The 22594-nt window shown below is 45.9% G+C and carries 21 protein-coding genes; 8 read left to right on the forward strand and 13 right to left on the reverse strand.

The annotated features are described in order from the left end of the window. The first annotated feature begins 234 nt into the window (after positions 1 to 234). The 5 genes from BWK47_RS05725 (at position 235) to trpD (ending at position 7207) form a co-directional block, all read left to right on the forward strand. Positions 235 to 2217 (forward strand): hypothetical protein, encoded by a 1983-nt coding sequence (locus BWK47_RS05725; RefSeq protein ID WP_237269859.1) that lies wholly within the window; start codon positions 235 to 237, stop codon positions 2215 to 2217. A gap of 13 nt (positions 2218 to 2230) precedes the next feature. After that, the gene (locus BWK47_RS05730) at positions 2231 to 3301 is read left to right on the forward strand and encodes an AEC family transporter (protein WP_162327908.1); all 1071 of its coding nucleotides are present in this window, start codon (positions 2231 to 2233) and stop codon (positions 3299 to 3301) included. A gap of 177 nt (positions 3302 to 3478) precedes the next feature. After that, a complete protein-coding gene (locus BWK47_RS05735) occupies positions 3479 to 4741 on the forward strand; it encodes an ABC transporter substrate-binding protein (protein ID WP_162327909.1) in 1263 nt (420 codons plus the stop codon). Between the two features lie 7 nt (positions 4742 to 4748). Beyond that, the gene (locus tag BWK47_RS05740; RefSeq protein WP_162327910.1) at positions 4749 to 5750 is read left to right on the forward strand and encodes a cache domain-containing protein; all 1002 of its coding nucleotides are present in this window, start codon (positions 4749 to 4751) and stop codon (positions 5748 to 5750) included. 410 nt (positions 5751 to 6160) lie between these two features. Then, positions 6161 to 7207: an anthranilate phosphoribosyltransferase gene (trpD, locus tag BWK47_RS05745; RefSeq protein WP_162327911.1), complete on the forward strand. Its 1047-nt coding sequence runs from the start codon at positions 6161 to 6163 to the stop codon at positions 7205 to 7207. A 26-nt stretch (positions 7208 to 7233) separates the two neighbouring features. On the opposite strand, the gene deoC is transcribed toward trpD, so the two are convergent. The 3 genes from deoC to BWK47_RS05760 all read right to left on the reverse strand — a co-directional run bounded on the left by deoC (position 7234) and on the right by BWK47_RS05760 (position 11546). Beyond that, the gene (gene deoC / locus BWK47_RS05750) at positions 7234 to 7911 is read right to left on the reverse strand and encodes a deoxyribose-phosphate aldolase (RefSeq protein ID WP_162327912.1); all 678 of its coding nucleotides are present in this window, start codon (positions 7909 to 7911) and stop codon (positions 7234 to 7236) included. Between the two features lie 51 nt (positions 7912 to 7962). Next, positions 7963 to 10416 carry a GH116 family glycosyl hydrolase gene (locus tag BWK47_RS05755; RefSeq protein WP_162327913.1) on the reverse strand — a complete coding sequence of 818 codons (2454 nt, stop codon included), beginning with the start codon at positions 10414 to 10416 and terminating at the stop codon, positions 7963 to 7965. A gap of 299 nt (positions 10417 to 10715) precedes the next feature. Then, positions 10716 to 11546 carry an Rpn family recombination-promoting nuclease/putative transposase gene (locus BWK47_RS05760; protein WP_162327914.1) on the reverse strand — a complete coding sequence of 277 codons (831 nt, stop codon included), beginning with the start codon at positions 11544 to 11546 and terminating at the stop codon, positions 10716 to 10718. A 192-nt stretch (positions 11547 to 11738) separates the two neighbouring features. Between BWK47_RS05760 and BWK47_RS05765 the strand changes: the two genes are divergently transcribed. Continuing rightward, the gene (locus BWK47_RS05765) at positions 11739 to 12488 is read left to right on the forward strand and encodes a hypothetical protein (protein ID WP_237269861.1); all 750 of its coding nucleotides are present in this window, start codon (positions 11739 to 11741) and stop codon (positions 12486 to 12488) included. Positions 12489 to 12888: 400 nt separating this feature from the next. Here BWK47_RS05765 and BWK47_RS05770 read toward each other — a convergent pair whose 3' ends face one another. Then, on the reverse strand, positions 12889 to 13047 hold the full coding sequence (locus BWK47_RS05770; protein WP_162327916.1) for a hypothetical protein: 159 nt from the start codon (positions 13045 to 13047) through the stop codon (positions 12889 to 12891). 260 nt (positions 13048 to 13307) lie between these two features. On the opposite strand from BWK47_RS05770, the gene BWK47_RS05775 reads away from it, so the two are divergent. Further along, the gene (locus tag BWK47_RS05775; RefSeq protein WP_162327917.1) at positions 13308 to 14057 is read left to right on the forward strand and encodes an NYN domain-containing protein; all 750 of its coding nucleotides are present in this window, start codon (positions 13308 to 13310) and stop codon (positions 14055 to 14057) included. Positions 14058 to 14278: 221 nt separating this feature from the next. Here the strand turns inward: BWK47_RS05775 and BWK47_RS05780 are convergent, their stop codons facing one another. Then, on the reverse strand, positions 14279 to 14515 hold the full coding sequence (locus BWK47_RS05780; protein ID WP_162327918.1) for a CDGSH iron-sulfur domain-containing protein: 237 nt from the start codon (positions 14513 to 14515) through the stop codon (positions 14279 to 14281). 49 nt (positions 14516 to 14564) lie between these two features. Then, positions 14565 to 15263: a pirin family protein gene (locus BWK47_RS05785; RefSeq protein ID WP_162327919.1), complete on the reverse strand. Its 699-nt coding sequence runs from the start codon at positions 15261 to 15263 to the stop codon at positions 14565 to 14567. 129 nt (positions 15264 to 15392) lie between these two features. Here BWK47_RS05785 and BWK47_RS05790 point away from each other — a divergent pair, with 129 nt between their 5' ends. Beyond that, positions 15393 to 16280, forward strand: coding sequence for a LysR family transcriptional regulator (locus tag BWK47_RS05790; protein ID WP_162327920.1), 888 nt, complete (start codon positions 15393 to 15395; stop codon positions 16278 to 16280). Here BWK47_RS05790 and BWK47_RS05795 read toward each other — a convergent pair. The 7 genes from BWK47_RS05795 to BWK47_RS16840 form a co-directional block, all read right to left on the reverse strand. After that, on the reverse strand, positions 16268 to 18736 hold the full coding sequence (locus BWK47_RS05795; RefSeq protein ID WP_162327921.1) for an endonuclease MutS2: 2469 nt from the start codon (positions 18734 to 18736) through the stop codon (positions 16268 to 16270). The genes BWK47_RS05790 and BWK47_RS05795 overlap by 13 nt on opposite strands. A gap of 29 nt (positions 18737 to 18765) precedes the next feature. Continuing rightward, positions 18766 to 19530 carry a PP2C family protein-serine/threonine phosphatase gene (locus tag BWK47_RS05800; protein WP_162327922.1) on the reverse strand — a complete coding sequence of 255 codons (765 nt, stop codon included), beginning with the start codon at positions 19528 to 19530 and terminating at the stop codon, positions 18766 to 18768. A 54-nt stretch (positions 19531 to 19584) separates the two neighbouring features. Then, on the reverse strand, positions 19585 to 21342 hold the full coding sequence (locus BWK47_RS05805) for an ABC1 kinase family protein (RefSeq protein ID WP_010872302.1): 1758 nt from the start codon (positions 21340 to 21342) through the stop codon (positions 19585 to 19587). 59 nt (positions 21343 to 21401) lie between these two features. Next, the gene (locus tag BWK47_RS05810; protein ID WP_162327923.1) at positions 21402 to 21584 is read right to left on the reverse strand and encodes a hypothetical protein; all 183 of its coding nucleotides are present in this window, start codon (positions 21582 to 21584) and stop codon (positions 21402 to 21404) included. 137 nt (positions 21585 to 21721) lie between these two features. Further along, positions 21722 to 22039: a DUF6825 family protein gene (locus tag BWK47_RS05815; RefSeq protein WP_162327924.1), complete on the reverse strand. Its 318-nt coding sequence runs from the start codon at positions 22037 to 22039 to the stop codon at positions 21722 to 21724. Positions 22040 to 22048: 9 nt separating this feature from the next. Continuing rightward, entirely contained in the window at positions 22049 to 22321 is a 273-nt protein-coding gene (locus BWK47_RS05820; protein ID WP_162327925.1) for a hypothetical protein, read from the reverse strand. A 45-nt stretch (positions 22322 to 22366) separates the two neighbouring features. Beyond that, positions 22367 to 22543, reverse strand: coding sequence for a hypothetical protein (locus BWK47_RS16840; protein ID WP_010872305.1), 177 nt, complete (start codon positions 22541 to 22543; stop codon positions 22367 to 22369). Between the last annotated feature and the right edge of the window lie 51 nt (positions 22544 to 22594).

The following is a 22594-nucleotide window of genomic DNA, read 5'->3' on the forward strand; positions in this document are numbered from 1 at the left end:
AAAGTAAATTAATTGAATAATTGCTACAATTACCAACATTTAAATATTTGATTTGCCCACTGCAACCTTTTCTTTGTTATTGTTTCTTTTTTCATGGCGATGTTACCTCTGCCAAACTATTGCCGTATTGCCCCGCGCCAACCAGAACCATTATCTAAATTTCACGGCCAGCAGTCTATTAGGTTGCAAAGTTTTCCTGAGCTCTGTTTAAGTTTACCTGAAGGCAGTCATTATTTGACTGCAAGAATGAATTTATATGAACATTTTGGTTATGATCAGGTGTTTAAAGCTTGCATTGATTACCTAGAAAAAGCCCTAGAAAAATTGGGAATACTAGATAGCGATATTCCAGCTAGGTTATTGCTAGTTTTTCCCGATCACACCCGCACCGCCATTGCGGCTCGCCTACTGTTAGACGCTATTTTTTACTTCCAGGAAACCTATAAACATTTACAATTCAGCATCCTTTTTGGTTTAGGTACCCATCCCCCTATGACACATAAAAATGTGAGTGAATATTTGGGGGAGGAGCGTTATCAAAAATTGATTAATCTGGGAATTACTATTCGTCAACAGACCACAATTGCCCCCGTGGAACCCCAAGTAAAAATTAAGGTGCAAGATCGATTAAAAATCGATGAAGTTTCCAATTACAGTCTTGCAAATTTGAATAGAAACACTGCCCAGTTACAAGAGGCGATCGCCCATTTAAATACCGTTAATTTATCTGATTTAGATGAAAATTTATTGATAAAAAACCAATTTGATTTCCCTAATCTAACCAATGAGTTAAATCAAAAATCTCAAATAAAAACAACAAAACTATCCGATAATTTCAATCCGTCTCAAGAATATTTTCTTTCTTTGCCTGGGGAATTATGGCAACATCACCTTACTATTGTAGCAGGAGACACAGAGATACATCCCTACGAAAGAAGGGGCGGAAGTGGCGGCTTGAATAAAATGTTAGTGGTAGGTTTGGCCAATATTCAGGCCATTCGTCGTAGTCATAGCACCAAAGTTTTACTAAGTTCGCCAATCAGTCTAGACCTAACACAAAATGCCTTTGTTCATACCTTGGATTATTTAGTAGAGTGCTTTAATCAATCTCTATTAACTCGCACTCCTTGCCTTGCTCGCACCTATCCCCTCGGCTTTTCCGTTGTTTCCTTGGAAAATCAGCATGTTAATGGTTTTTGGTTCGGCCAAAAGGATCAAGACCGACAAGCTCTGACGGCGATCGCCAAAGAAAGTCGCACTGTTCATTTACCAGAAAAAATTCACATTCTAGTGGTGGATACAGATATCAAAAAAGGCACTGATATTTTAGCTGGCGCTAGAGCTTTACAATACGTATGCGAGTGGGATAGTCAAGAAAATTGTCTGCTAGCCGATACTCCTCGTCAAAGAGTTGCCCTCCTATTTAACCCTTGTCTGGAACAACAAAACCATGGTGGTATTGGTAACCAAGGGACTAAAAAGCAATTAGATGTCTTGCAAAAAATAGTGCACAGCAAAATAAAATTATTTAGTAGTCAGTTACAAATGTGTGAAAATTTCGATGATGTAATTGGTATTATCAAAACTTACCGTCGACAAGTTTTAACTGCTTGGTATCACCATTTACAACTCATTAGTGAATTTGATGATTTTCTTGTAATGATCAGAAATGTAGTGTTGATTATCCAAGAGTTGCCTAACTCATCTAAACACCAAATTAATACTAGGGAATTTCTGCAAGCAACCTTAGCCAATTATGTCAATGAATACAGTGAAGAGGCAAAATCTATTCAAGAATTACTTGATATTTATCTCACCCACGAAAATTTAGGAGCAGTGATTACTAAAATAGATCAACTCCAGCAATATTATCAATTATCTGAAGGTTTGGGAGAAGGTGGGCAAAGAGTTTTACGTTGTTTAAAATTACTGCATAAATTTGAAACTTTTTTGCTAGCCACGGACAATCAAACCGTACTAGATTATTTGGCTAAACTAGATCCCGATTTGAACAACTATCTTCCTCCAGCATTAAGGAAAACATTAGATAAACAAAAAATTCGTCTAAATTTACTAGGAATTCGGGGCATTAATTTGACTGTTTATTCACCCCAACAATGTTTAGAATTAGCGATAAATTACGGGCAATATTACAATCACGAATCTCAAGACCTACGTATTGCTTTTCTACAAGAGCCGTTAATTGTTTACCATTAATCATGATTGACCAATGAATTCATTCTTGATTATTATTTTTCGACTGTATTTGCCTATTAGTGTGGCAATTTTAACTGGTGTTTTATTGAGTTTTTCCCTTGAAAAACTGCAGGGAAACTTTTCAAAAAAAAAGCATCTGTCCCTAGTAGTTCCCAATTACTTGGGCAAGTTTCTCTTTTGGTTTGGAGTTCCCCTAGGGGTAATTAACTTTGTTCATAAAGCGAATTTATCCGGAGGAATTTGGCTCTCCCCCATCGTAGCTTGGGGCGCGGTTTTACTGGGGATTTTTCTAAGCTGGCTCTGGGTCCAAACCCTTCTTCCCAAACCATCCCTTGCTTTCCAAACTAGTTTTACTTTAGTTAGTACAGTAGGTAACACTAGCTACATCGGCTTTCCAATTATTCTATTGCTTCCCCAACTGGGGCCAGACTATTTTGGTTGGGCAATTTTGTATGATCTTTTAGGAACTTTTTTAGCCGCCTATGGCTTAGGCTCAATTTTAGCCAGTCGTAGTTTACTTACTAATCCCAACAAAATAATCAGCTTTGGTCTCGATTCACCAGTATTTCCTATTAATCAAAAGACTATTACTGACCATATTAAGTCGTCTATATTAAGAATTTTTCAATGGCTAAAAAACAACTTAGTTATCTTAGTTAAAAATCCTACTTTAATTGCTTTTATCATTGGTTTGATTTTGCGTCCTATAGTCTTTCCTCCCTGGTTAGATATTTCCTTAGGGTGGTTTGCTTGGTCGATAATCATGCTTTCCCTAATATTGATGGGTATGCGGCTACAACAACTTGACTCATGGGGCAACATTAAGATTGCTTTCAGCGCTGTCTCGATTAAAATGCTTTTAGTTCCCCTAGTTATCGCCATGGCCCTAACCACTGCTGGATTAAGTGGCCCGCCTCGCCTAGTCTTGGTACTACAATCATCCATGCCTTCTGCTTTTGCTAGCCTGATATTAGCAGAGGCCTACGATCTAGACCGAGATTTGGTGGTGACGTGCTTGGGGCTAAGCTCTTTGATGTTATTTTTCACCCTGCCTTTCTGGCTATGGGGCTTTACCACTTGGTAAATTTGGTTACACAAAACTCGCCATTAATCACTGAATGGAATCAACATTTTGCATAAAACTTTACCAAATTTTTTATCTTTTCCTATTACTATTTGTCTGGTAACCTTTGGTTCTTTCTTCTTATTTAGCTGTAATTCAGGTCAGGTTAACCAAATTTTAACACCTGCTGATGACAATGTGTTAAACATATGGTGGAGTGAAGGTTATTACCCAGAAGAAACGGAAGCAATTCAATCTTCCATTGATGCCTGGCAGGCTGAAAGTCAAGCTAATGTTCAGATAATTTTTTTTAGTGAAAAAGATTTAGTGCAACAGTTGGAAAATGCCATCAAGGCCGGTAATCCACCGGATATTATTTATAGTTATAATCTTGATTTAGTACTTTTGCCCCGACTAGCATGGGAAGGAAAATTAGCTGATGTTTCTAGTATCATTGAGCCGATCAAACAATTTTATGATCCAGAAGCTCTTCAAAGCGTTAATTATTTTAATAATCAAACTCGCCAGCGTTCCTACTATGCTGTCCCCATTGCCCAACAAACAACCTATATTCATTATTGGCAAGATTTACTAGCCCAGGCGGAAATTAGCGACGCTCAGCTTCCTACAGAATGGGATAGTTTTTGGCGCTTCTGGGAAGTAGCTCAAACGAATTTAATTAAGCAGAATATTGATAATATTTACGCCATTGGTTTACCTATGTCTGCAATTGCAACTGATACTTTTATCGTGTTTGAACAGTTTTTAGAAGCTTATAATGTGCAGCTTTTAGATGATGAGGGCAAACTCCGTTTTGATAATCCCCAAGTCCGCCAAGGCATTATTAATGCATTGGAAGCCTATACCAATCCCTATTTGGAAAATTTTGTTCCTCCCAATGCCATCGAATGGGGAGATCCGGACAATAATATTAATTTTTTGAGTAATGGTACCTTGATGACTGCCAATGGTTCCCTCTCAATTCCGGGCTCTCAAAAGGGAGACGAAATTAATTATTTTCAAAGAATGAGGACCATCCCTTGGCCTAATAAGCCAGATAACACTCCCATGCGCTACATAACTTCTATTAAGCAAATTGCCATCCTGGCCGATACCGATCGCCTAGAGGAAGCAAAAAATTTAGTGGCATTCTTGGTCAAGACAGAAAATTTGGAAGCATATTTAGAAGGAGCCCAGGGACGATTTTTGCCGGTTATGCCGGCGATCGCCGCCAATGAATTTTGGTCTAATGGAAAGGATCCCCACATTGCGGTAGCCATTACCCAATTTGACAATACCCGTAGTTCCTATGTTGTACTTAACCCGGCCTATAGTGAAGTTCTGGCCCAAAATGTCTGGGGAGAAGTTATTCACGCCATTGCCACCAATCAAATCACGCCTGAAAAAGGAGCCGATCAAGCCATAAAGAGAATAACTGATATTTTTAGTCAATGGAAATAATTTGTTTATGCAAAGCTGGCGACACAGGTTCCTGAGTTATGTGCTTTTAGCCTGTTTATCCTGCACTAGTTTTACTGCCTTTATTACCTACGTTAATCTACGCCAAGCTGTAATTCAACCCACGTTTGAATTTTTGACAGAGGTGGCAGAGGTAAAAATTGAGCAATCAAATCATTGGTTTAGTCAATTAAAAACTGATTTTAAAGTAGATTTAACAGACACCCAAGTCAAAAAAAATGCCAGTATTTTGTTGACTCAAAGACTTAATACTAACCCTGAGTATCAGCAAGCCTACCACTATTTACACAAACATTTTAATCAAAAATATCAACAACGCCTAGCCACTTCATTAATTACCAATAGTGGCATGGTGATCTTTTCCACTGACCCCAATCAGGAGGGTCAATATCGTCCTCTACAAAATACTACAACCTATTTTAAGCTGGAAAATATCAATAATTTTACACCAAATTTTTATCAGTCTGCCACCAATCAACTACCGATGATAACCCTAGCAACTCCTTTGTTTGATCAATCAGAAAAAAGAATTGGGGTGCTGACCATAGATTTAAACTTGTCTGATCTTGACCAATGGATTCGTCAACCCGTGGCCCAGGAGGAAAATACAGAGCAATTAATGGGGGAGGTGGAAAGTTACCTAGTAGGAGGATTATCTTTAACCACCAACACTTTTGTGAGCCAGAATATTCATCGAGGAGAAAATAAAATCAATACCACCGAAGATGTCATTTCAATCCCCACCCTAAAAAGTAATGGCATTAATAGGGCTTTGGAGATGGAAAGTGGTCAAGGCATGTATTTAAACTATGAACAAATACCTGTTTTGGGAGTTTATCGTTGGTTGCCTGCCTATCGGTTTGTCTTACTGGTGGAAGTTCGGCAGGCCAAAGTGTTTAGCTTTGCTCGGTTTCGTGCCGGGCAATTATTTGTTGGTGGTTTGGTATTCACTCTGGCGGCATCCTTTGGTTTATTGTTGATTAAAATTTGATTGCAAATTTCCTCCTCCACAAGATAGATATCCAGGAAAATTGATCGCCACCTTAAGAGTTTTAAACAAATCCTAGACGCAAGAAATAAGCTTTTTTCTCCGTAGAATCAACGTCGAAAGTCCCCCTTTTTAAGCCGGAGCTTTAGTGAGGGGATTTGGGGGGATAAATACCTAGCCTCGCACTTTTCAAACACTTTCTAAGACGAGCAGATAATTTTGGGTCTATCCCCGTCCCTTTGACCGGGTAATGATTTCAGCATAGGTAAAATTTTTTAGACTAGGTATGGACAATGACTGTTATTTACCTGGAAATTACCTGGAAATTGGAAATTCTGTCATTCCCACGGGAAAGGCCGCCCTAACCCCGTAAAATAAGGGGCAATTAGTTTTCTCGTATTTTTTCCATTGTTGTGAATACCACGGCTTCTTCCCCTTGGCCCCCCTTTCTCCAGCAGTTGTTGGACCGGCAATCCCTCACCCGTCAGCAGGCAGTGCATTTAATGGAGGGTTGGCTTGACGACGATATTCCACCGGCCCTTTCCGGAGCGATACTGGCGGCGATCCAAGCTAAGGGGTTAGATCCCGAAGAGTTGACGGGCATGGCCCAGGTACTCCAGGAGCAGTCCCAGGGGAACCAAGGGCGGGAGATGGTGGCCCCGTTGGTAGACACCTGTGGCACTGGGGGGGATGGCTCTTCAACTTTTAATATTTCCACGGCGGTGGCGTTTGTGGTGGCCGCGGCTGGGGTGAAAGTAGCTAAACATGGTAACCGTTCTGCTTCTAGCAAAGTTGGCTCTGCTGATGTTCTAGAGGCGTTGGGACTTAACCTCCAAGCTGGGGCAGACCAGGTGGCGGCGGCGGTGTCGGCAGTGGGTATCACATTCTTGTTTGCGCCGGGTTGGCATCCCGCCCTTAAAAGTGTGGCTCCCATTCGTAAAACCCTTAAAGTCCGCACTGTATTCAACTTGTTGGGCCCGTTAGTTAATCCTCTCCGTCCCACGGGGCAAGTGATTGGGGTTTATTCACCGGATTTTCTCTCCGTCATGGCGATCGCCTTAAAAAATTTGGGCACCGCCAGGGCCATGGTGCTCCACGGTCGGGAGCAATTAGACGAAGCTGGTTTGGGGGCTCCCACGGACATAGCTAGTTTTAACCAGGGAGAAGTGACCCCCCAGGTACTCGATCCCCGGGATTTCGGTTTAGCCCCGGCGCCTTTGACGGCCTTAAAGGGAGGGGATTTATCCGAAAATGTGACCATCCTCAGCCAAGTTTTGCAGGGAAAGGGAACCCAGGCCCAGATTGATGCAGTAGCACTCAATGCCTCCTTAGCCCTCCAGGTGGGCGATGCGGTGCCCTGGGGTGACCATGGCCAAGGCATTCATTTGGCCAAAGATATTTTGAGTCAGGGGGCGGGTTGGGACAAACTGCAACAATTGGTAGCATTTCTGGGAAGCTAGGTTTAGTTAGTTTTAGTTTGGTTTGGTTAACCTTGTTCCCACAATTGTTGTTGCTGCTGAATCAATTCCACTCCCCGGGAAGTGCCCAAACGGGTGGCGCCGGCCTCGATTAATGCTATGGCTTGCTCCACTGTGCGAATCCCTCCAGATGCTTTAATCCCCACCCGTCCTTGACTGATTTGATGTAACAACCGCACATCGGCAACGGTAGCCCCCTTGCCCCAGCCGGTGCTAGTTTTGAGGTATTGCACCCCTGCATCCAAACAAATTTCCGCCGCTAATCTTTTTTCTGATTCCGTCAGCCGGCCCATTTCTAAAATAGCTTTTACCGTTAGCCCGGTGGCTTCCACAATGGGGGCAATGTCGTTATAAACGGCTTCCGTATTACCGTCTTTTAATAATCCCAAATTAATTACCACATCCAATTCGGTGGCGCCCAATTCCGCTGCTTCCTGGGCCTCATAAAGTTTACTGCTGCTGGTGCTAGCTCCGGAGGGAAAACCAATTACCACACAAATTTCCACTTTTTTGCCCCTCAATAATTCCACGGCTTGGGCTAAAGCGCTGGGATAAACACACACCGCAACAAATTTATGGTGTAGGGCTTGGGCGCAGCAAGTGGCGATCGCCTCACGGGTAGTGGCGGGGTCTAGGGCCGCGTGGTCAATGTAGGGAGCAAGGTCAAACTGACGGAATTTTTCCATGGGATGAAATGGCAAGGACAGGGGCAATTACTCGACTTTTTCCTGGGGAGTTCAATAAAAATCGCTAGTGGGTACCTCGTCATCGGCGGGAGCAATGGGTAAATTGCTAAAACCCTCTAGCAAGCCGTACACAGCCCAGATTGCCATGGCCCGCAGATAATGACTCGCCCGGAAAGTACCCACCGCAGTGATTGCCTCTGGAGTGCGGAATTGCAGACCATTGCCATACACCTGGTTAACCACTGTCTCTGTCATTTTTAAAGCTTCCTCTTTCTTGCCCATTTGGATCAAAAAGGCCGCTAAACCGAAGTTAATCCCTGTCCAAACTTCCAAGGGATGGGTATCGTTGGGATTTTGGGGGGAACCGTCGGGCAAAAGACCATTGGCGGCTCCCAGTTCACCATGGGCAAATTTGAGGAAACAGGTGTCGTACACCTTGGCTAAAGCCCTTTCAGCGTAATGGTGCTCCACCACATCCGGCAGATTCAATAACCGGGCATAAAATTGCCCACACAGTTGATCCGCCATCACCACCTTGGAACCGCTTTGACTATCTAGGTTGTAGTATTCCCCATTCCAAAGGGTGTCGTGGTACAAACTACGGGCTTGGGCTAACCAAGTTTCATACCTGGCGATCGCCGTTGCGATTTCCGTAGCATCTAGATCCGTTTGTTGGGGCGGGTTTTCCAACAGATATTGCCCCATCACCAAAGCCGCCTCTAGGGCAGCAATCCATAAACCACCACAGTAGGCACTAATGCCCTGCAAGCGCCAATCGTCAAAGGTTTGATCCGGTGCGCCGGAATTTTCGGGAATACCATCGTTATCAAGATCAAATCCTTTCAGATAATCCAACGCCGCCACAATGCTGGGCCAACATTCCCCCAAAAATTCCCCATCCGCATCGGGTAAAAGTAAAAAGTCTCGATAGACCAATAAAACAAAGTCACTGCCCAAATCCTTCCAGAGGTTACAGTCCTGGTAGGCAGTGTAATTACTCCTTTCCCAAGGATGCTCGTTGGGAGCCCCCAGATCGTGGGGAGTGGCATTTTTCACTTTGCGGGGAGCGAGGGAAAGGTTATAGCCAATTACCCGTTCCTTGGGATCTTCCGTGGGAATGGCTCGGGCAAACGCCAACATCACCGCCTGCTCCAACTTAGGCCAATGCATCAATAGCCCAAAGGAGCCGTAAAGCCGCACATCTAAGCTTTCATACCAGCGGTAGTCCATGCATTCACAGACCCCAAACTGCCCCACTGGGTCGTTTTCCGTCGCCGCTGTCCACAGGGTTCCCCCCTGGGTTAACAGGTATAACTCATTAAAGAGGGACATTTTGATCCAATCCGGTAAACGGGGATTTTCCAGAATGGGAGCCTGCCAAGCTTCAATTTTTTTCCGCCAGGTATCGCTATGTTTCAACGCCGTGCGGATCATGGACCAAACATTTTTGCCATTGCGGCCGTAGAAATCCGTATAGCGGCGGTAATAGGTCACCCCCTGGGCAAATTCCGTAATGGGCAAATCCCACGCCAGTAGGAAGGGAATTTTCTTCGTTTTTCCTGGTCGCACAGTGAAGCGTAAACAGATAGCTCCCGCAATTTGTTCCCCCGGTTCCGCCGCCGTTTCATCCTGGATATCCGGTAGGGAGCCATTGCCCGCAAACCAATCCCACACATCTGCCCCATCCCCACTGGGATTCCAACGGTTATGGTAAAACACTTCTACGCTGGGATTACTAACGCTGGCGATGCACATTTGCCCTTCCCCTTCCCGGAGGGCTTCGTGGGGTTGTACCCGATTAAATAAACAACCAACCCGGAAACCATCCTGGATCCATTGGTTAAAATTCCCTGTACTGTCGCCCCAGCGGGGTTGGTATTCATACTCTGGGCTACCATCGTCCCGCAATTTGACAGTGGGGGATTTAATGGCATTGGTGAACCAGCCAACGCTGTTCTGCCAGGTGAGCATAATGCTCAGGGTGATGGGTTTATCGGTGGGATTATGGACAGTCCAATCAAAAACCGCCAGGGGATAGCTACTTTCCTGGTAGTTGCCGCCCCACACTGGGGAAAACTGTTCACAAATTAATTCACTTTTAAAAATGTCTTTATATTCGTACCAACTGCGGGGATAGAGGGCGCTGTATTCTCCCTTTTCTTTGGGGTACCATTGCCAACGGTCCAAACTGCCATCTTCAGGGGCTTCCGTTGCCATGGCATAGGCTTTGGCTTCTTCCCCTGCCACCTGTTCGTAAACACTAAATTGACAAGCAGGCAAATTTTTAAAAATGTGGTTGCCCCCGTCCAAATGCCACAGGTTAAATTTCCCCGTTGGCGATCGCCCAATGCAACCGGCTCCAAACCCCCCTAGGGGCATACCATGGTCCGGGCCATCGTCGAGGTTACTGGCGTAGCGTACAGTGTAGGGCTTTTCCCAATCCTTACCAATGGATCGTTGCCAAGCGCAGGCAGGAATTTCAGGTTTCTGGACTAACAGGGACATTGGAGGGCAGGGACGGTGGATTGGTGTAGTTAACTGTCTGCATCATGGTAATCGAACCGGGAATATGGGGGAAGGGATAGCGATTAGGATGGACTCAGTTCTTGCCATGGATAGTCGTTATATTCCAGTGCATTACGGCATAGAAGATTTTGAACAGGATATTGAAAACCTCCGACAAAGGGGAAGATTGTGATTGTTGTCAGTGACACCTCCACCATCAATTTTCTGGGTTCCCCATTGAAAAGGCGATCGCCAAAAGATAAATCAAGCCATATTCCGGCGAATGACCATTTCAACCCTTAATTATTTTGGTTAGCAATGAATTTATTAACCAGTTCAACATCAATATCTAACTCCTTGGCAATGTCGGCGATCGTCAGTCCTAATTTCTTCAGCAAGGGTATGGTTTCCAGTTTTGCTTCCAGCCGACCTTCTAGTTTCCCTTCCAGTTTGCCCTCTAATTTCCCCTCCAGTTTGCCCTTGAGTAAGCCTCGTTGTTCCCCTTCCCGTAAAATTTCCTGATAAACAGCGGATTCCTTCATAATTTCACTCCTTAAAATTGTTCTAATAAGCTCAGGGGCCAGCAAGATTCCTCCAAAAACCGAGGTTGCTGCCATGAGATTTGCCTTAACTCGATTATCCTCAATCTGCTCCAATGCAGCCGCCACCTCCCTCAATTGTAATGCGGGGTCAGAGGTCTGCGTCAATACCGCTAGGGGTAACAGCCCTGGGCTTTGGAGAAACGCTTCCGATGGTTGCTCCCAGAGCCGAATCGCTTGGTAACGATGCACGGTCTCCCCCAACTGGAAACTATCCTGATAAACCAAGTCATTACTACTACGTTTCAGGTAGACGACAAATTGGTGCATCGTCTTCTGGGGGAAACGGCGATAAACCCTTACCCGATAGTCCAACATCCGAAAGCCCATGGTGGGGTCAGGTTCGGTTTGGAATTCCAGATGCAACACTAAGTCTTCCGATTGCTCCAAAATCAGGGAGTCAGCCCGAATTGGCTCCAAAGATAGTTCTGTCGGACTGAGCTTAGTCAATTTAATGGGTCGTCCCAACAACCAGGCAGCATAGTCTTCGGAGAATGATTCAGCGAGGAATTTACAGAGATTGTCAAACATACCCAAATTCTAAGGGCGATCGCCAATGGTTGGAATGAATTAAACTAGCAAGTAAACAAAGTTCTTATTTTCCCCATCTTGACCAAGTCAGATAGAGGAGTTAGTTATTTAAGTCCAATTTGGATAATTGTTACTAAATTTAATGTTTAACCACCAATAATTATAGTACAAAAATGACTTGAGATGATAACTATGAATTTTAAACTGGAACAAGCGTTGGCTATGGTATTTATCATCGCCTCGCCCTTGGCGAGCACCAACCATCTATTAGCTAGTTCACCCAGTCATTATCCCCCAGCACAAACCCTGGTAGCCCAAGGTAATCAAGCAGAAATGGCCTATGCACAAATGGATCAATCCATGACCAATGCCATGGGGGAAATTGTGCCCTTTTTGACACTGCTTAGTGAGATGGAAAACGTCCAAACTGATGAGCAATTACTGGCGTTGACCCAACAGCTATATCCCATGGCTAATCGTATTACTAATAACTTTAGCCAAGCTTATCAAGCGGGGGAAGTGCTGTTACCAATGTTGCCAGCCGGTTCCATGGAGACTCAATATTTGAGCACAGTGGTTGCCATTAACGGTTTAGGGTCTCTGGCTTTTTCCCCTTGGCAAGAAATTCTTGGCCAGATTCAACAGGCCTATCAGGCAGAAAATACCGCCATCCTACAAGCGGCGATCGCCAAAGTACCACCAGCCATTAACAAATTAGCTGAGTTTGGGGGACAGCTCCAGTCTGTATTTCAGCAGGGGCAACAAATCCAAGCATCCCAAGCTTCAGCTTCTTCTAACATGTCTCCAGAGTATTATCAGCGGATGTCTGACATCTACCGCATGGGTCATGAAACTAGCATGGGAATTTTGAACAATATACGCTCTGATGGTGAATGGCGTTACAACTATAGTACCGGCAGAGATGAATACCAGTATTACTAAGGGTGGATAAACCAGTCCCCAGCAGTAAATTTTTGCCGAGCATCAAGTTTTGATAGCGCTCAGGAAATACCTTGGCCATAGAACTCTTTGGAAGTCCTTCCACTAGATGAGGTCATTCCATAGAAAGTGCTTAAAGAGTTTTAGGCAAGCCTTTGAAGGATGAGATGGCGTTGCCAACATCCCACGGGGTGAGCTAGCAGAGCGTCAGGGAAAACTCATTACTTCAACACCAAAGGAAAAACCCTCAACCTTGCTTGAGGTGAATTTAATGATGGTTGCCCCTTGTGTGCCGCTTGGAGTTTATCTGTCATGGCGATCCGCCAAAAGTTCTTGCTGGTTACTGGTGGGAGGGAAAGTCCGCCCGGCTTTCTGTGGAGTTTAAATTTAGTGGCACCGTGGATTACCACCGTGTATTAAGGATGTTGTAGGTGATCGCCGAATCATCAACGCATTCCGCCAGAAACACTGCACCAAAACCGCCAGTGCCCAGTAAAGACTGCAGGACATATCGTCCATCCAGGGACTTTTGCTCTAAACTTCTCCAGGACGACAAAAACATAGGCTTTCAGTAAAAACAGGCAAAAGTACTATGTAAAACTATGCCCTCCTGAAGACCATCATAGGTTCGCCCACCAAAAGCGAATATAAAGATTAGTAGAGAAAATTACTCTGCCAATCCCAACATCCGGAGATAATGCAAGCTTCAGCGAAAAGCAGGAAATCCTAGAAGAGATTAGAGCAATTTCAAGATAATTCCATTAATTGCTTGACTATTATTAGAGTTAAAATTCTTAAATAATCGTCCCTTGTCGGATAAGTATGCCGCAATCGGAGTCAAACATTGCCCTGCTAATTGATGCGGATAATGCCCCTGCGTCCAAAATTGAGGCGATCGTATCGGAAATTGCCAAGTATGGAGTGGCCAACATTCGTAAAGCCTATGGCAACTGGAAAAGTCCTAACCTAAAAGCCTGGGAAGAGTGTTTACATGAATATGCCATTCGTCCCGTGCAACAGTTTGATTACACCAAGGGTAAAAATGCCACCGATGCCGCCATGATTATTGATGCCATGGATTTGCTCTACACCCAACGGTTGGACGCCTTTGCCATTGTGTCAAGTGATTGCGACTTTACCCCTTTAGTAATGCGGATTTTGACCAATGGGCTAAAAGTTTATGGCTTTGGGGAGAAAAAAACTCCCTTGCCTTTTGTCTATGCTTGTTCGACATTTTTATATTTGGAAAGTATTGATCAAATTGAAAACTCTGAAGAGGCGACCCAAAGTTCCACTAGTGTTAAGAAAACTGGGAAGGAATTGAAACAAGACGCAAAATTAATTAGTTTACTCAGGAGTGCCATTTCCAGCACCATTGACGACGATGGCTGGTCAAGCTTAGCTGAAATTGGCGGCCACATCAAAAACCAAGCATCCTTTGATTCCCGCAACTACGGCTATGCCAAGCTAAGTAGTTTATTTGAGGCGATTGATTTGTTTGAAATTGAGCGTAAAAACAGGGCAATTTACGTTAGAAATAGACAAAAAAAGTCCGCCACATCTAAGTCCTAGTTCTGGGCTGCACCATAGCTGAAAAATTTCAATACTCTACTAGAATGAAACTAGCTGCAGTTCCCAATCTAGGCGTACAAAAATTGGGCAGTATAGCCGGTATTCGGGTAGCCACAATGGCTTAATGGGGTACATCTTCCACTGACAAAGTTAATTACAAGAGCAGAAGATGCACCAAATAATTTACTAGCTATGGTTTTTGATCTGCCATTGATAAGTTGTTAAAGTTTGGCATGGGCACCATCACAAAAAGGGGGGTTATTGGTGTGCTTACAAAGACACAGGGCAACTTTTTGAGATTTCTCTAGGGTGAACTTTTGCGGGGTAAAACCCGTACCTTTATGTTTGCCATCACAGAAAGGTTGGTTGGTGGAATTGCCACAGGCACACCAATAATAGTCCCCGGCTTCAAGCTCCATAACCATGGGTTTTGTATCGGCAATGGTTGGTTCAGTCATTATTTTCTCCTCTCAGGATATTGGTAAAAATTGGATAAAATCGACAACACTAAGGTAGGTCAAACAGTAGAAATTCCGTTGCTTCCCCCTGGCCGGTACAGGTGATGGCTTGCTCTTCGTTAATGCCTGCTCCGTCTCCGGTTTTCAGGGTTTTTCCATTCAATGTCAGATTGCCTCGGATAATCTGTAGCCAGGCTCTACGGTTAGATAGGCTGTAGCTGACTGCTTCCCCTTGCCCCAGAACGGAAGCATAAATGCAAGCATCTTGGTGGATAGTAACGGAACCATTCCGACCATCGGGGGATGCCACTAGCCTTAATTGTCCCTGTTTGTCTTCCGGGGAGAAAAACTTTTGCTCATAACTGGGTTCTACCCCAAATTGATTGGGAGTGATCCAAATTTGCAACAGGTGAACAGGCTGGTCGGGGGAGGGATTAAATTCACTGTGGAGGATGCCGGTGCCGGCACTCATACGTTGCACATCCCCAGGACGAATAATTGAACCATTGCCGATACTATCTTTATGTTCTAGTTCTCCTTCCAGAACGTAGGTGACAATTTCCATGTCTTTATGGCCATGGGTGGCAAAACCCTGACCAGGGGCAATGTAATCTTCATTAATGACCCGCAGATTGGAGAAATTCATGTGGGCGGGGTCATAGTAATGGGAAAAGGAGAAGCTGAAATAACTATCTAGCCAGTCGAGTTTGCCACGACCCCGGGCTTCAGAGGGGCGGAGTGTGATCATGATGACCTCCGTTATTTTTGTGGGTTGAGGTTTGTGACCTTGGTTCCTATTCTAATTTGCATCCCCAATAAAGACAATATGCTATTTTATTTACATATTGTATCTAAAATAGGGACAATAAGGATATCAATGGACAAACTTGAAAGTATTTATGCCTTTACCCAGGTGGTGCGGGAAGGTAGTTTTGCGGCGGCGGCAAGGAAAATGAATCTGGGGCGATCGGCGGTGAATAAGATGGTGATTGCCCTAGAAAATAAGCTCAAAGTACAGCTTCTCCACCGCAGTACCCGTAAAGTGACCCCCACCCCCACAGGGATAGCCTTTTATGAAAAATCGGTGCAAATTTTGGCAGATTTAGAGGAAGCAGAATTGTCAGTGTCCCAACTCCATGGGGAACCGAAGGGTCTGTTGCGAGTTAATGCACCCATGACCTTTGGCACCATGTACATTGCGCCGCTGGTGGCGAAGTTTATGGCTTTACATTCCCAAGTGGAAGTGCAGTTAACTCTGGAGGATAGATTTGTGGATGCGATCGCCGAGGGTTACGATTTATTGATTCGCATTGCCCAACCGCTGGAATCGGCTAGTTTGATCTGTCAACCTTTATTTCAGACTAAGTTACTACTCTGTGCGTCACCGGAATATTTAGCCTGCCGGGGCAATCCTAAAACTCCCGAGGATTTACAGCACCACAATTGCTTACTTTATGGTTATTCCAGTGGGGGGAGTCAGTGGCAATTGCTCGGTCAAGAAGGGGAAAAAGTTATATCTGTCAGTGGCAATTTTTGCTCCAATAATGGGGAAGCTTTGGCGATCGCCGTGGCCCAGGGTTTGGGGATTGCGTTATTGCCCCAGTTTATTGTCCAACCCTATTTAGAGGCAGGAAAAATGCAAATCATCTTGCCGGACTATTGCCTACGGAAATTAACTGTTTCCCTGATTTATCCGGTTAACCGCCACCTGGCCACCAAAGTTAAACTCTTTACTGAGTTTCTCCAAGACCATTACCGCAAATAGGCAATGGTTACCCCGGCTCCCCCGTCATTTTGGGGCGCTAGGGCATAACTTTTTACCAAGGGATGGTGGGACAAATATTCCTGCACTCCTTGGCGTAATTTTCCCGTACCTTTGCCATGGATAATCCACAACACCCCGGCATCTAAAGCTTGATTAAGAGCTTTTTCCAAGCGGGATTCGGCCCGCTCTAGGCGATCGCCCCGGCAGTCCAACGTATTTTTTTCTGTCCGCACTAGCACCGGCGGGGATTTAGCTTCAGTTGCTGGAGGCTCGGCTTTAACTTTTTTCGGCGCAGGTTCCGACTTAGGAGGCGGCTCCACCTTTTTGCCGTCTAGGGATTCAATGTCCGCCATGGGCACCGTCATTTTCATCAAACCCAGGGTGACGTTAACGGTTTGGGCAGTGGGGTTAACTTGGGTCACTTCGGCGGTTTGACCAAAACTAGGAATACGAATGCGTTCCCCCACTATAGGCTGGTAACCAATCGGTTTAAGGGCAACTTTGGCTTTTTGTTCAGCCTGAATCTGTCCGAGAATCTCCGTCGCCTGCTGAGCCTTTTGGGCGGTGGGTTTACCCCGTTGTAGTTGGCGGATAACCTTGGCGATTTCTTCCTTGGCAGTGGCGATCGCCTGTTGCACTTCCTGGTCTTGATAGGACTTTAATTCCCTTTCCCTCGCCTGCAGACTGGCCGCTTTTTGGGAAACCTGTTGGTAAAAAATTTCCGTTTCCTGGAGTAGCTTTTGGGCATTGGCTGCCTTTTGTTCCTGTTCCCGTCGCTGACTCTCCAACCCCGCAATGACTTGGTTAATGTCTTCGGAAAAACCGCCTAATTTATCCTTAGCCTGTTCAACTATGGCCAGGGGCAGGCCCAAGCGTTGGGCGATCGCCAGGGCGTTGGAACGGCCGGGAATACCCCAAAGTAAACGGTAGGTGGGGCTGAGACTTTGGTCATCAAATTCCACTGAGGCATTTTCAAACCGGGCATCTTGATATTTCAGCGCTTTCAATTCCCCGTAATGGGTGGTGGCCACGGTTAAACAGGGCTGGTCGGCCAAATGGCGCAATAGGGCGATCGCCAGGGCACTACCTTCGGTGGGATCGGTGCCGGCCCCCACTTCGTCCAGCAATACCAAAGATGGAAATACTGGATGGTTGGAAATGTCAATTTCGGGGTCCAATACATCCTGATCTATAGGAGATAAAGCCTGCAAAATGCGGATAATGCGGCAAATATGCCCCGAAAAGGTGGAAAGATTTTGTTGTAAAGACTGTTCATCGCCAATATCCGCCAATATCTGGACAAACCAGGGCATTTCCACTGGTTCCTTAGCAGGAATGTATAGCCCCACCTTGGCCATCAAGGCCACCAAACCCAAAGTTTTGAGGGTAACGGTTTTGCCCCCCGTATTGGGTCCAGTGATAGCAATGACCCGGATAGCTGGATCAATGGTTAAGGTGATTGGCACCACCGCCGCCCCCCCTTCTTTTTCTGCCTGCCAATGGAGTAGGGGATGGCGCAATTGTCGTAACGTAATCGGCTTTTCATCTCCTGGGGTCAACCATTGGGGAGGATGGGCCCCCAACCAAAAGCTATAGCGTACTCTGGCCGTGGCCAAATCTAAACGGGTGGCGATCGCCAACAGATGTTCCAAATCCGGCAAAACTTCTAAAACTTGATCACTCAGTTGCCGTAAAATCCGTTCTTCTTCCGTTTGCTCCTGACGACGGGCTTGCCGCAGTTTATTGCCCAATTCCACAATGGCTTGGGGCTCCACATACAGGGTGTTACCACTGGCGGAACTATCATGGACAATGCCGGGCATCTGTTCTTTGTAACCAGCTTTGATGGGTAAAACAAATCTGTCCCCCCGTTGGGTAATTACTGCTTCCTGGAGGGCATTGCTTTGGCGTTGGATAATTTTTTGCAGTTTTTGCTGAATTTGCTCCCGTACAGCCTTTAATTTTTGGCGAATTTCCCCCAATTTGGGGCTAGCCCGCTCAGCCACTTTGCCATCTTCCCCTAGGCAATGGTGGATGGCCTGTTCCAATTCCGGTAGGGTTCTTACTTCCGCCACCAAGGTTTGCAAAATTTCCAGGTCATCCCTTTCTTCAATCACCCGCCGTAATCTTCTCACCCCCGCTAACGTGCCGGCGATCGCCAACAGTTCCAGCCCCGTAACCAAACCGCCCCGTTCTACCCGGGCCAAAGGTTCAGTAATGTCGGCAATACCTTTAAAATGCCAATTACTTTCCGGAGAATTTTCAATCGATTCCACCGCCTGGGTTTGGGCTAGCAATTCCCGACTTTCTTCCCACTGGGAAGGGGGCAATAAGTAGCGGGCGGCGATCGCCCCTAAGGGAGTTTGGGTAAAAGTGGACAAATGCTGACAAAGCCTGGGCCACTCCAACAGGGCCAAGGTCTCTTCCGCAATGGTTAAATTGGTGGAATCACTCACTCTTTATGTCTTCGCGCATACTAAATCTATTAACTGTCCTGGTTATCCTCAGAAAAATCCACAAGCACTATGGTGATGTTGTCCGAGCCGCCGGCATTTTTGGCTTCTTCAATTAATTGGACAGCCTGATCATCACAATTCCCCTGACCAGTGAGGATTTTTTCAATTAAATTATCGGGCACTTCCTCCGTTAAGCCATCGCTACACATCATAAAGGTGTCTCCCGGTTGGGCATCTAGAGCTTCCACCTCGATAAAATTCAAATCCTGCCGCCCCAAACATTGAAACAGCACATGACGCCAGGGGTGGACCTTAGCCTGGGCCGGGTCAATGTCCCCCATTTTCAAGGCCCTGGCCACCCAGGTATGGTCCTCCGTCACCCGCTCCAATTGCTGATTTCGTAAACGATATAGGCGAGAATCCCCCACATGGGCCCGCCAAGCACCATCTTCCCGAAAGGCGATTAACACTGCGGTGGTACCCATATCCCGCCGTTCCAGGTTAATTTTTTGATCCTCAAGAATACCTTCATTGGCATCCATTAGTGCATCCCTCAGCAATTGTTCCGAGGTAATCTCCGATTGCCAGTAGGTGTCCAGGTAATCCCGTACCCTTTCCACTGCAATCCGACTGGCCTCTTCTCCTCCGGCGTGCCCCCCCATACCATCGGCGACAATGTAAAATCGTCCCTCTGGATCAAGGTAAAAACTATCCTGATTGTACTGACGAACTAGACCGGGATCCGTCTTTCCCGTGGAACTACGACTAACAACTGATAAATTCACTTCTGTCACAGGCCTTAGAAAATTGGGTTAGTTTTTAGTGGGCAGAGAGAGAGTGCTTGTCTTTTAAAACATCCGGTCCTGTCTTTCCAAACGTTTTAATAATCGCCAGAGGGCAAAGGCTGGCACCAATGACATTAATAATACAACCGCCGCCGCCATAAAATAATTATTTACAAACAATAGCGTGGCTGATAGGACCAAAGCACAGGTAAATAAAACATAGTTGGTGCCCATTTGCATAGTACCCATCCGTCGCAAAAGTCGATCAGTTTCCGTTGATCTAACCCGAACTCGGATATCTCCCCGGTCTAAACGGTCAAGGCTGTCTTCAATGCGCCGGGGTAGCCCCAAGGCACTATTACCCACCTGCACCGCCTGGCGACCTAGTTCATCCATGATGTTACCGGCGGGGTTAAAACCATTGGAATTGTTCATAATTTGTAAAGCGAAGGGTTGGGCCACAGCCATGAAATTGAAATCCGGATCTAACCCTTTTCCCACCCCCTCCAGGGTCGAAAAAGCCCGCATCACAAAGGTAAAAGTTGCCGGAAAACGGAAAGGTTGATCGTAGGCAATCTCGTAAAGGTCGTCACTAATTTTGGTAATGGACTGTTCTTCAAAGGGTTTATCCATGAAGTTATCCAACAAAAATTGCACCGATCGCCGGATAGGGCCCATATCTTCCGTTTCCTTCAGGGCTCCCAGGGCCACCAGGGAATTGACAATGCGCTCGGCATTTTTTTCCGCTACCCCGAATAGGGTATCCATGAGTTTATTTTTCGTGTCCGGGGTAATTTCCCCCATCATGCCAAAGTCATAGAAAATTAATTCCCCTGCTTCCGGGCTGACGGCCAAATTACCAGGGTGGGGATCGGCATGGAAAAAGCCATGGTTCAGCAGTTGGAACAAGTATGCTCGGGCCCCCAGTTGGGCCAACTCTTTTCGTTCTAACCCCGCCGCTTCTAGGGCATCGTAGTGGCTGATTTTAATGCCGGGCAAATATTCCAACGTCAAAATTTGGGTGGAGGTGTAGCGCCAATAAACCCGGGGCACCTTAACCCAATCTTCCCCCCGGAAGTTACGCCGAAAGGTATCGGCACTGCGTCCTTCCCGGAGATAATCCGTTTCCTGCCAGAGGATTTTGCAACATTCCTCGTAAATGCCGTTCCAGTCCCGGCCCCGGCCCCATTTGGGATGGTTTTGGAAATATTGGGCAATTTTTTTCAGGATGGCCAGGTCAATGGTAAACAGTTTTTTTAACCCTGGCCGTTGCACTTTCACCACCACATCTTCGCCGGTGTGCAACTGAGCTTTGTGCACTTGGCCCAAGCTAGCTGCTGCTAAAGGGACGGGGTCAAAACTACGATACAGTTTGGCGATCGGTTTACCTAATTCCTCTTCAATGATGCCGGCGGCCTGTTCGTAGCTAAAGGCGGGCACCTCATCTTGAAGCTTGGACAGTTCCTCCACATATTCCGCTGGAAACAAATCGGAACGGGTGGAAAATAACTGTCCCACTTTAATGAAGGTAGGACCAAGGCTAAGCAAATTTTCTCGAATCCATTTGGCTTGACGCCGCCGCCGTTGCTGGAGTTTTTCTTCCGTGTAACCTCCGGCATAGCTCCACTTTTTGCCGTTTAACCAGAATTGGTACAGCAATGTCAACACAAAGCCCCAAATATCGATGCGCCGCCGGGTGATGGAATAGTTACCCCGATTCCAGCGATACCGACCCTCCGCTTCTAGAGGCGATCGCCGTTGGGGGGGCAGAGATTCCGAATAGGAATTTGTGGGCTCAAGCTTAGTGGATAGGGCAGACACACTGATACAAAGAAAGGACTAAAGGAAATAATACGGAATGGGAAGATAGGGAATTAAATTTATGAAGTAGGGATTTCTTCCTGTTTTTTTTCAGGATGGACATTAGGGGTTACATAGGTGCGACCGCTGATAGCCTCTCTTCTTTTTATGTCTTCGTACATTGCCTGTAAATCGTGGTTAAAAGACTTAGAGTAAGCACGACGAAGTTTATGAATTTCTTCAACGATTTCATCTTTAAACATGGCTAGTCTCCTAAAAGTTCATAGGGCGTAAACAGTATCGGTAATTTGAATCCAAAATCAAACTCTGACTAGGTCTAGCAGTTAGATATTCAAAAATACTGGTTTTTAGGTAAACAGTTTCAGCCATGAAAGTGCGGTTAACCTTGGTTATCCCGATAGTTTTTCAACTCGGATTTGAGGCTAGCAATTTCTGCCCGCAGTTTATCCAGCGTTTCCTGCAACTCATCCGCACTAACCGGGCCATCCACCGTGGCGATCTCCGCTCCCTCCTGGGTGACATCATTGGCCGCGCGGGATTGCACCTCGGCAATGAATTGACGTAGGTTTTCCCGTTGTTCCGCATCAAACTTGCCCAACTCACTCAGGGCATTGGTTACGCCGTCTTCTACCTTTTCGCTGAGGACTTCGGCAAAGGCGCGGCCGAGAAAAAAGGCCTGGAGGACTTGGTTTTGCATGGACTTTTTTTATGGTTGCATTTGTAAAGAATTATAACGTGCCCCACCATGATTCTCATCCTCCCCCTGGGAATCTAAATTCCAGCCGGCTTGGGGAGGGAAACTTTGCTCAGAACGGAACAGACCACCACTGTCCTGGGGCTCCGTGGGCACCGACGGGTCTGTAACTACCCTGGGGGGAGCCGACCGTAGAGCCATGCCAAAGCCCATGCCCGCCGCCAACATAATGCCCGCTGTGAACACAAGAGTTTGTCCCAGGGGATGGGGAGCTAAAATGCGCATACGTATGAAGTTAACTGTTTGCTAACTGTAGAATAAAAGGCCAGCCTAGGCATCGGGGAAGGTATTTTCAAAATCTTCGATCAAGTCGTCTAATTCCGCCAGAGCTTGGGAAACGTCCAGGGAAAGGATGCCCAGGTTAGGTTGCTCCGCCAGGTCTTCGAGGAATTTACGCTTTTGTTTGATGGTCAGGATGCGTTCTTGCAACGTGGTTTTATCCAGCATAGTGATTAAGGAAAATTAGGAGTTCACTTTTGAGTTATAGCCCTTTTCAGC

The organism is Synechocystis sp. CACIAM 05, from assembly GCF_010222815.1.
GTDB lineage: Bacteria > Cyanobacteriota > Cyanobacteriia > Cyanobacteriales > Microcystaceae > Synechocystis.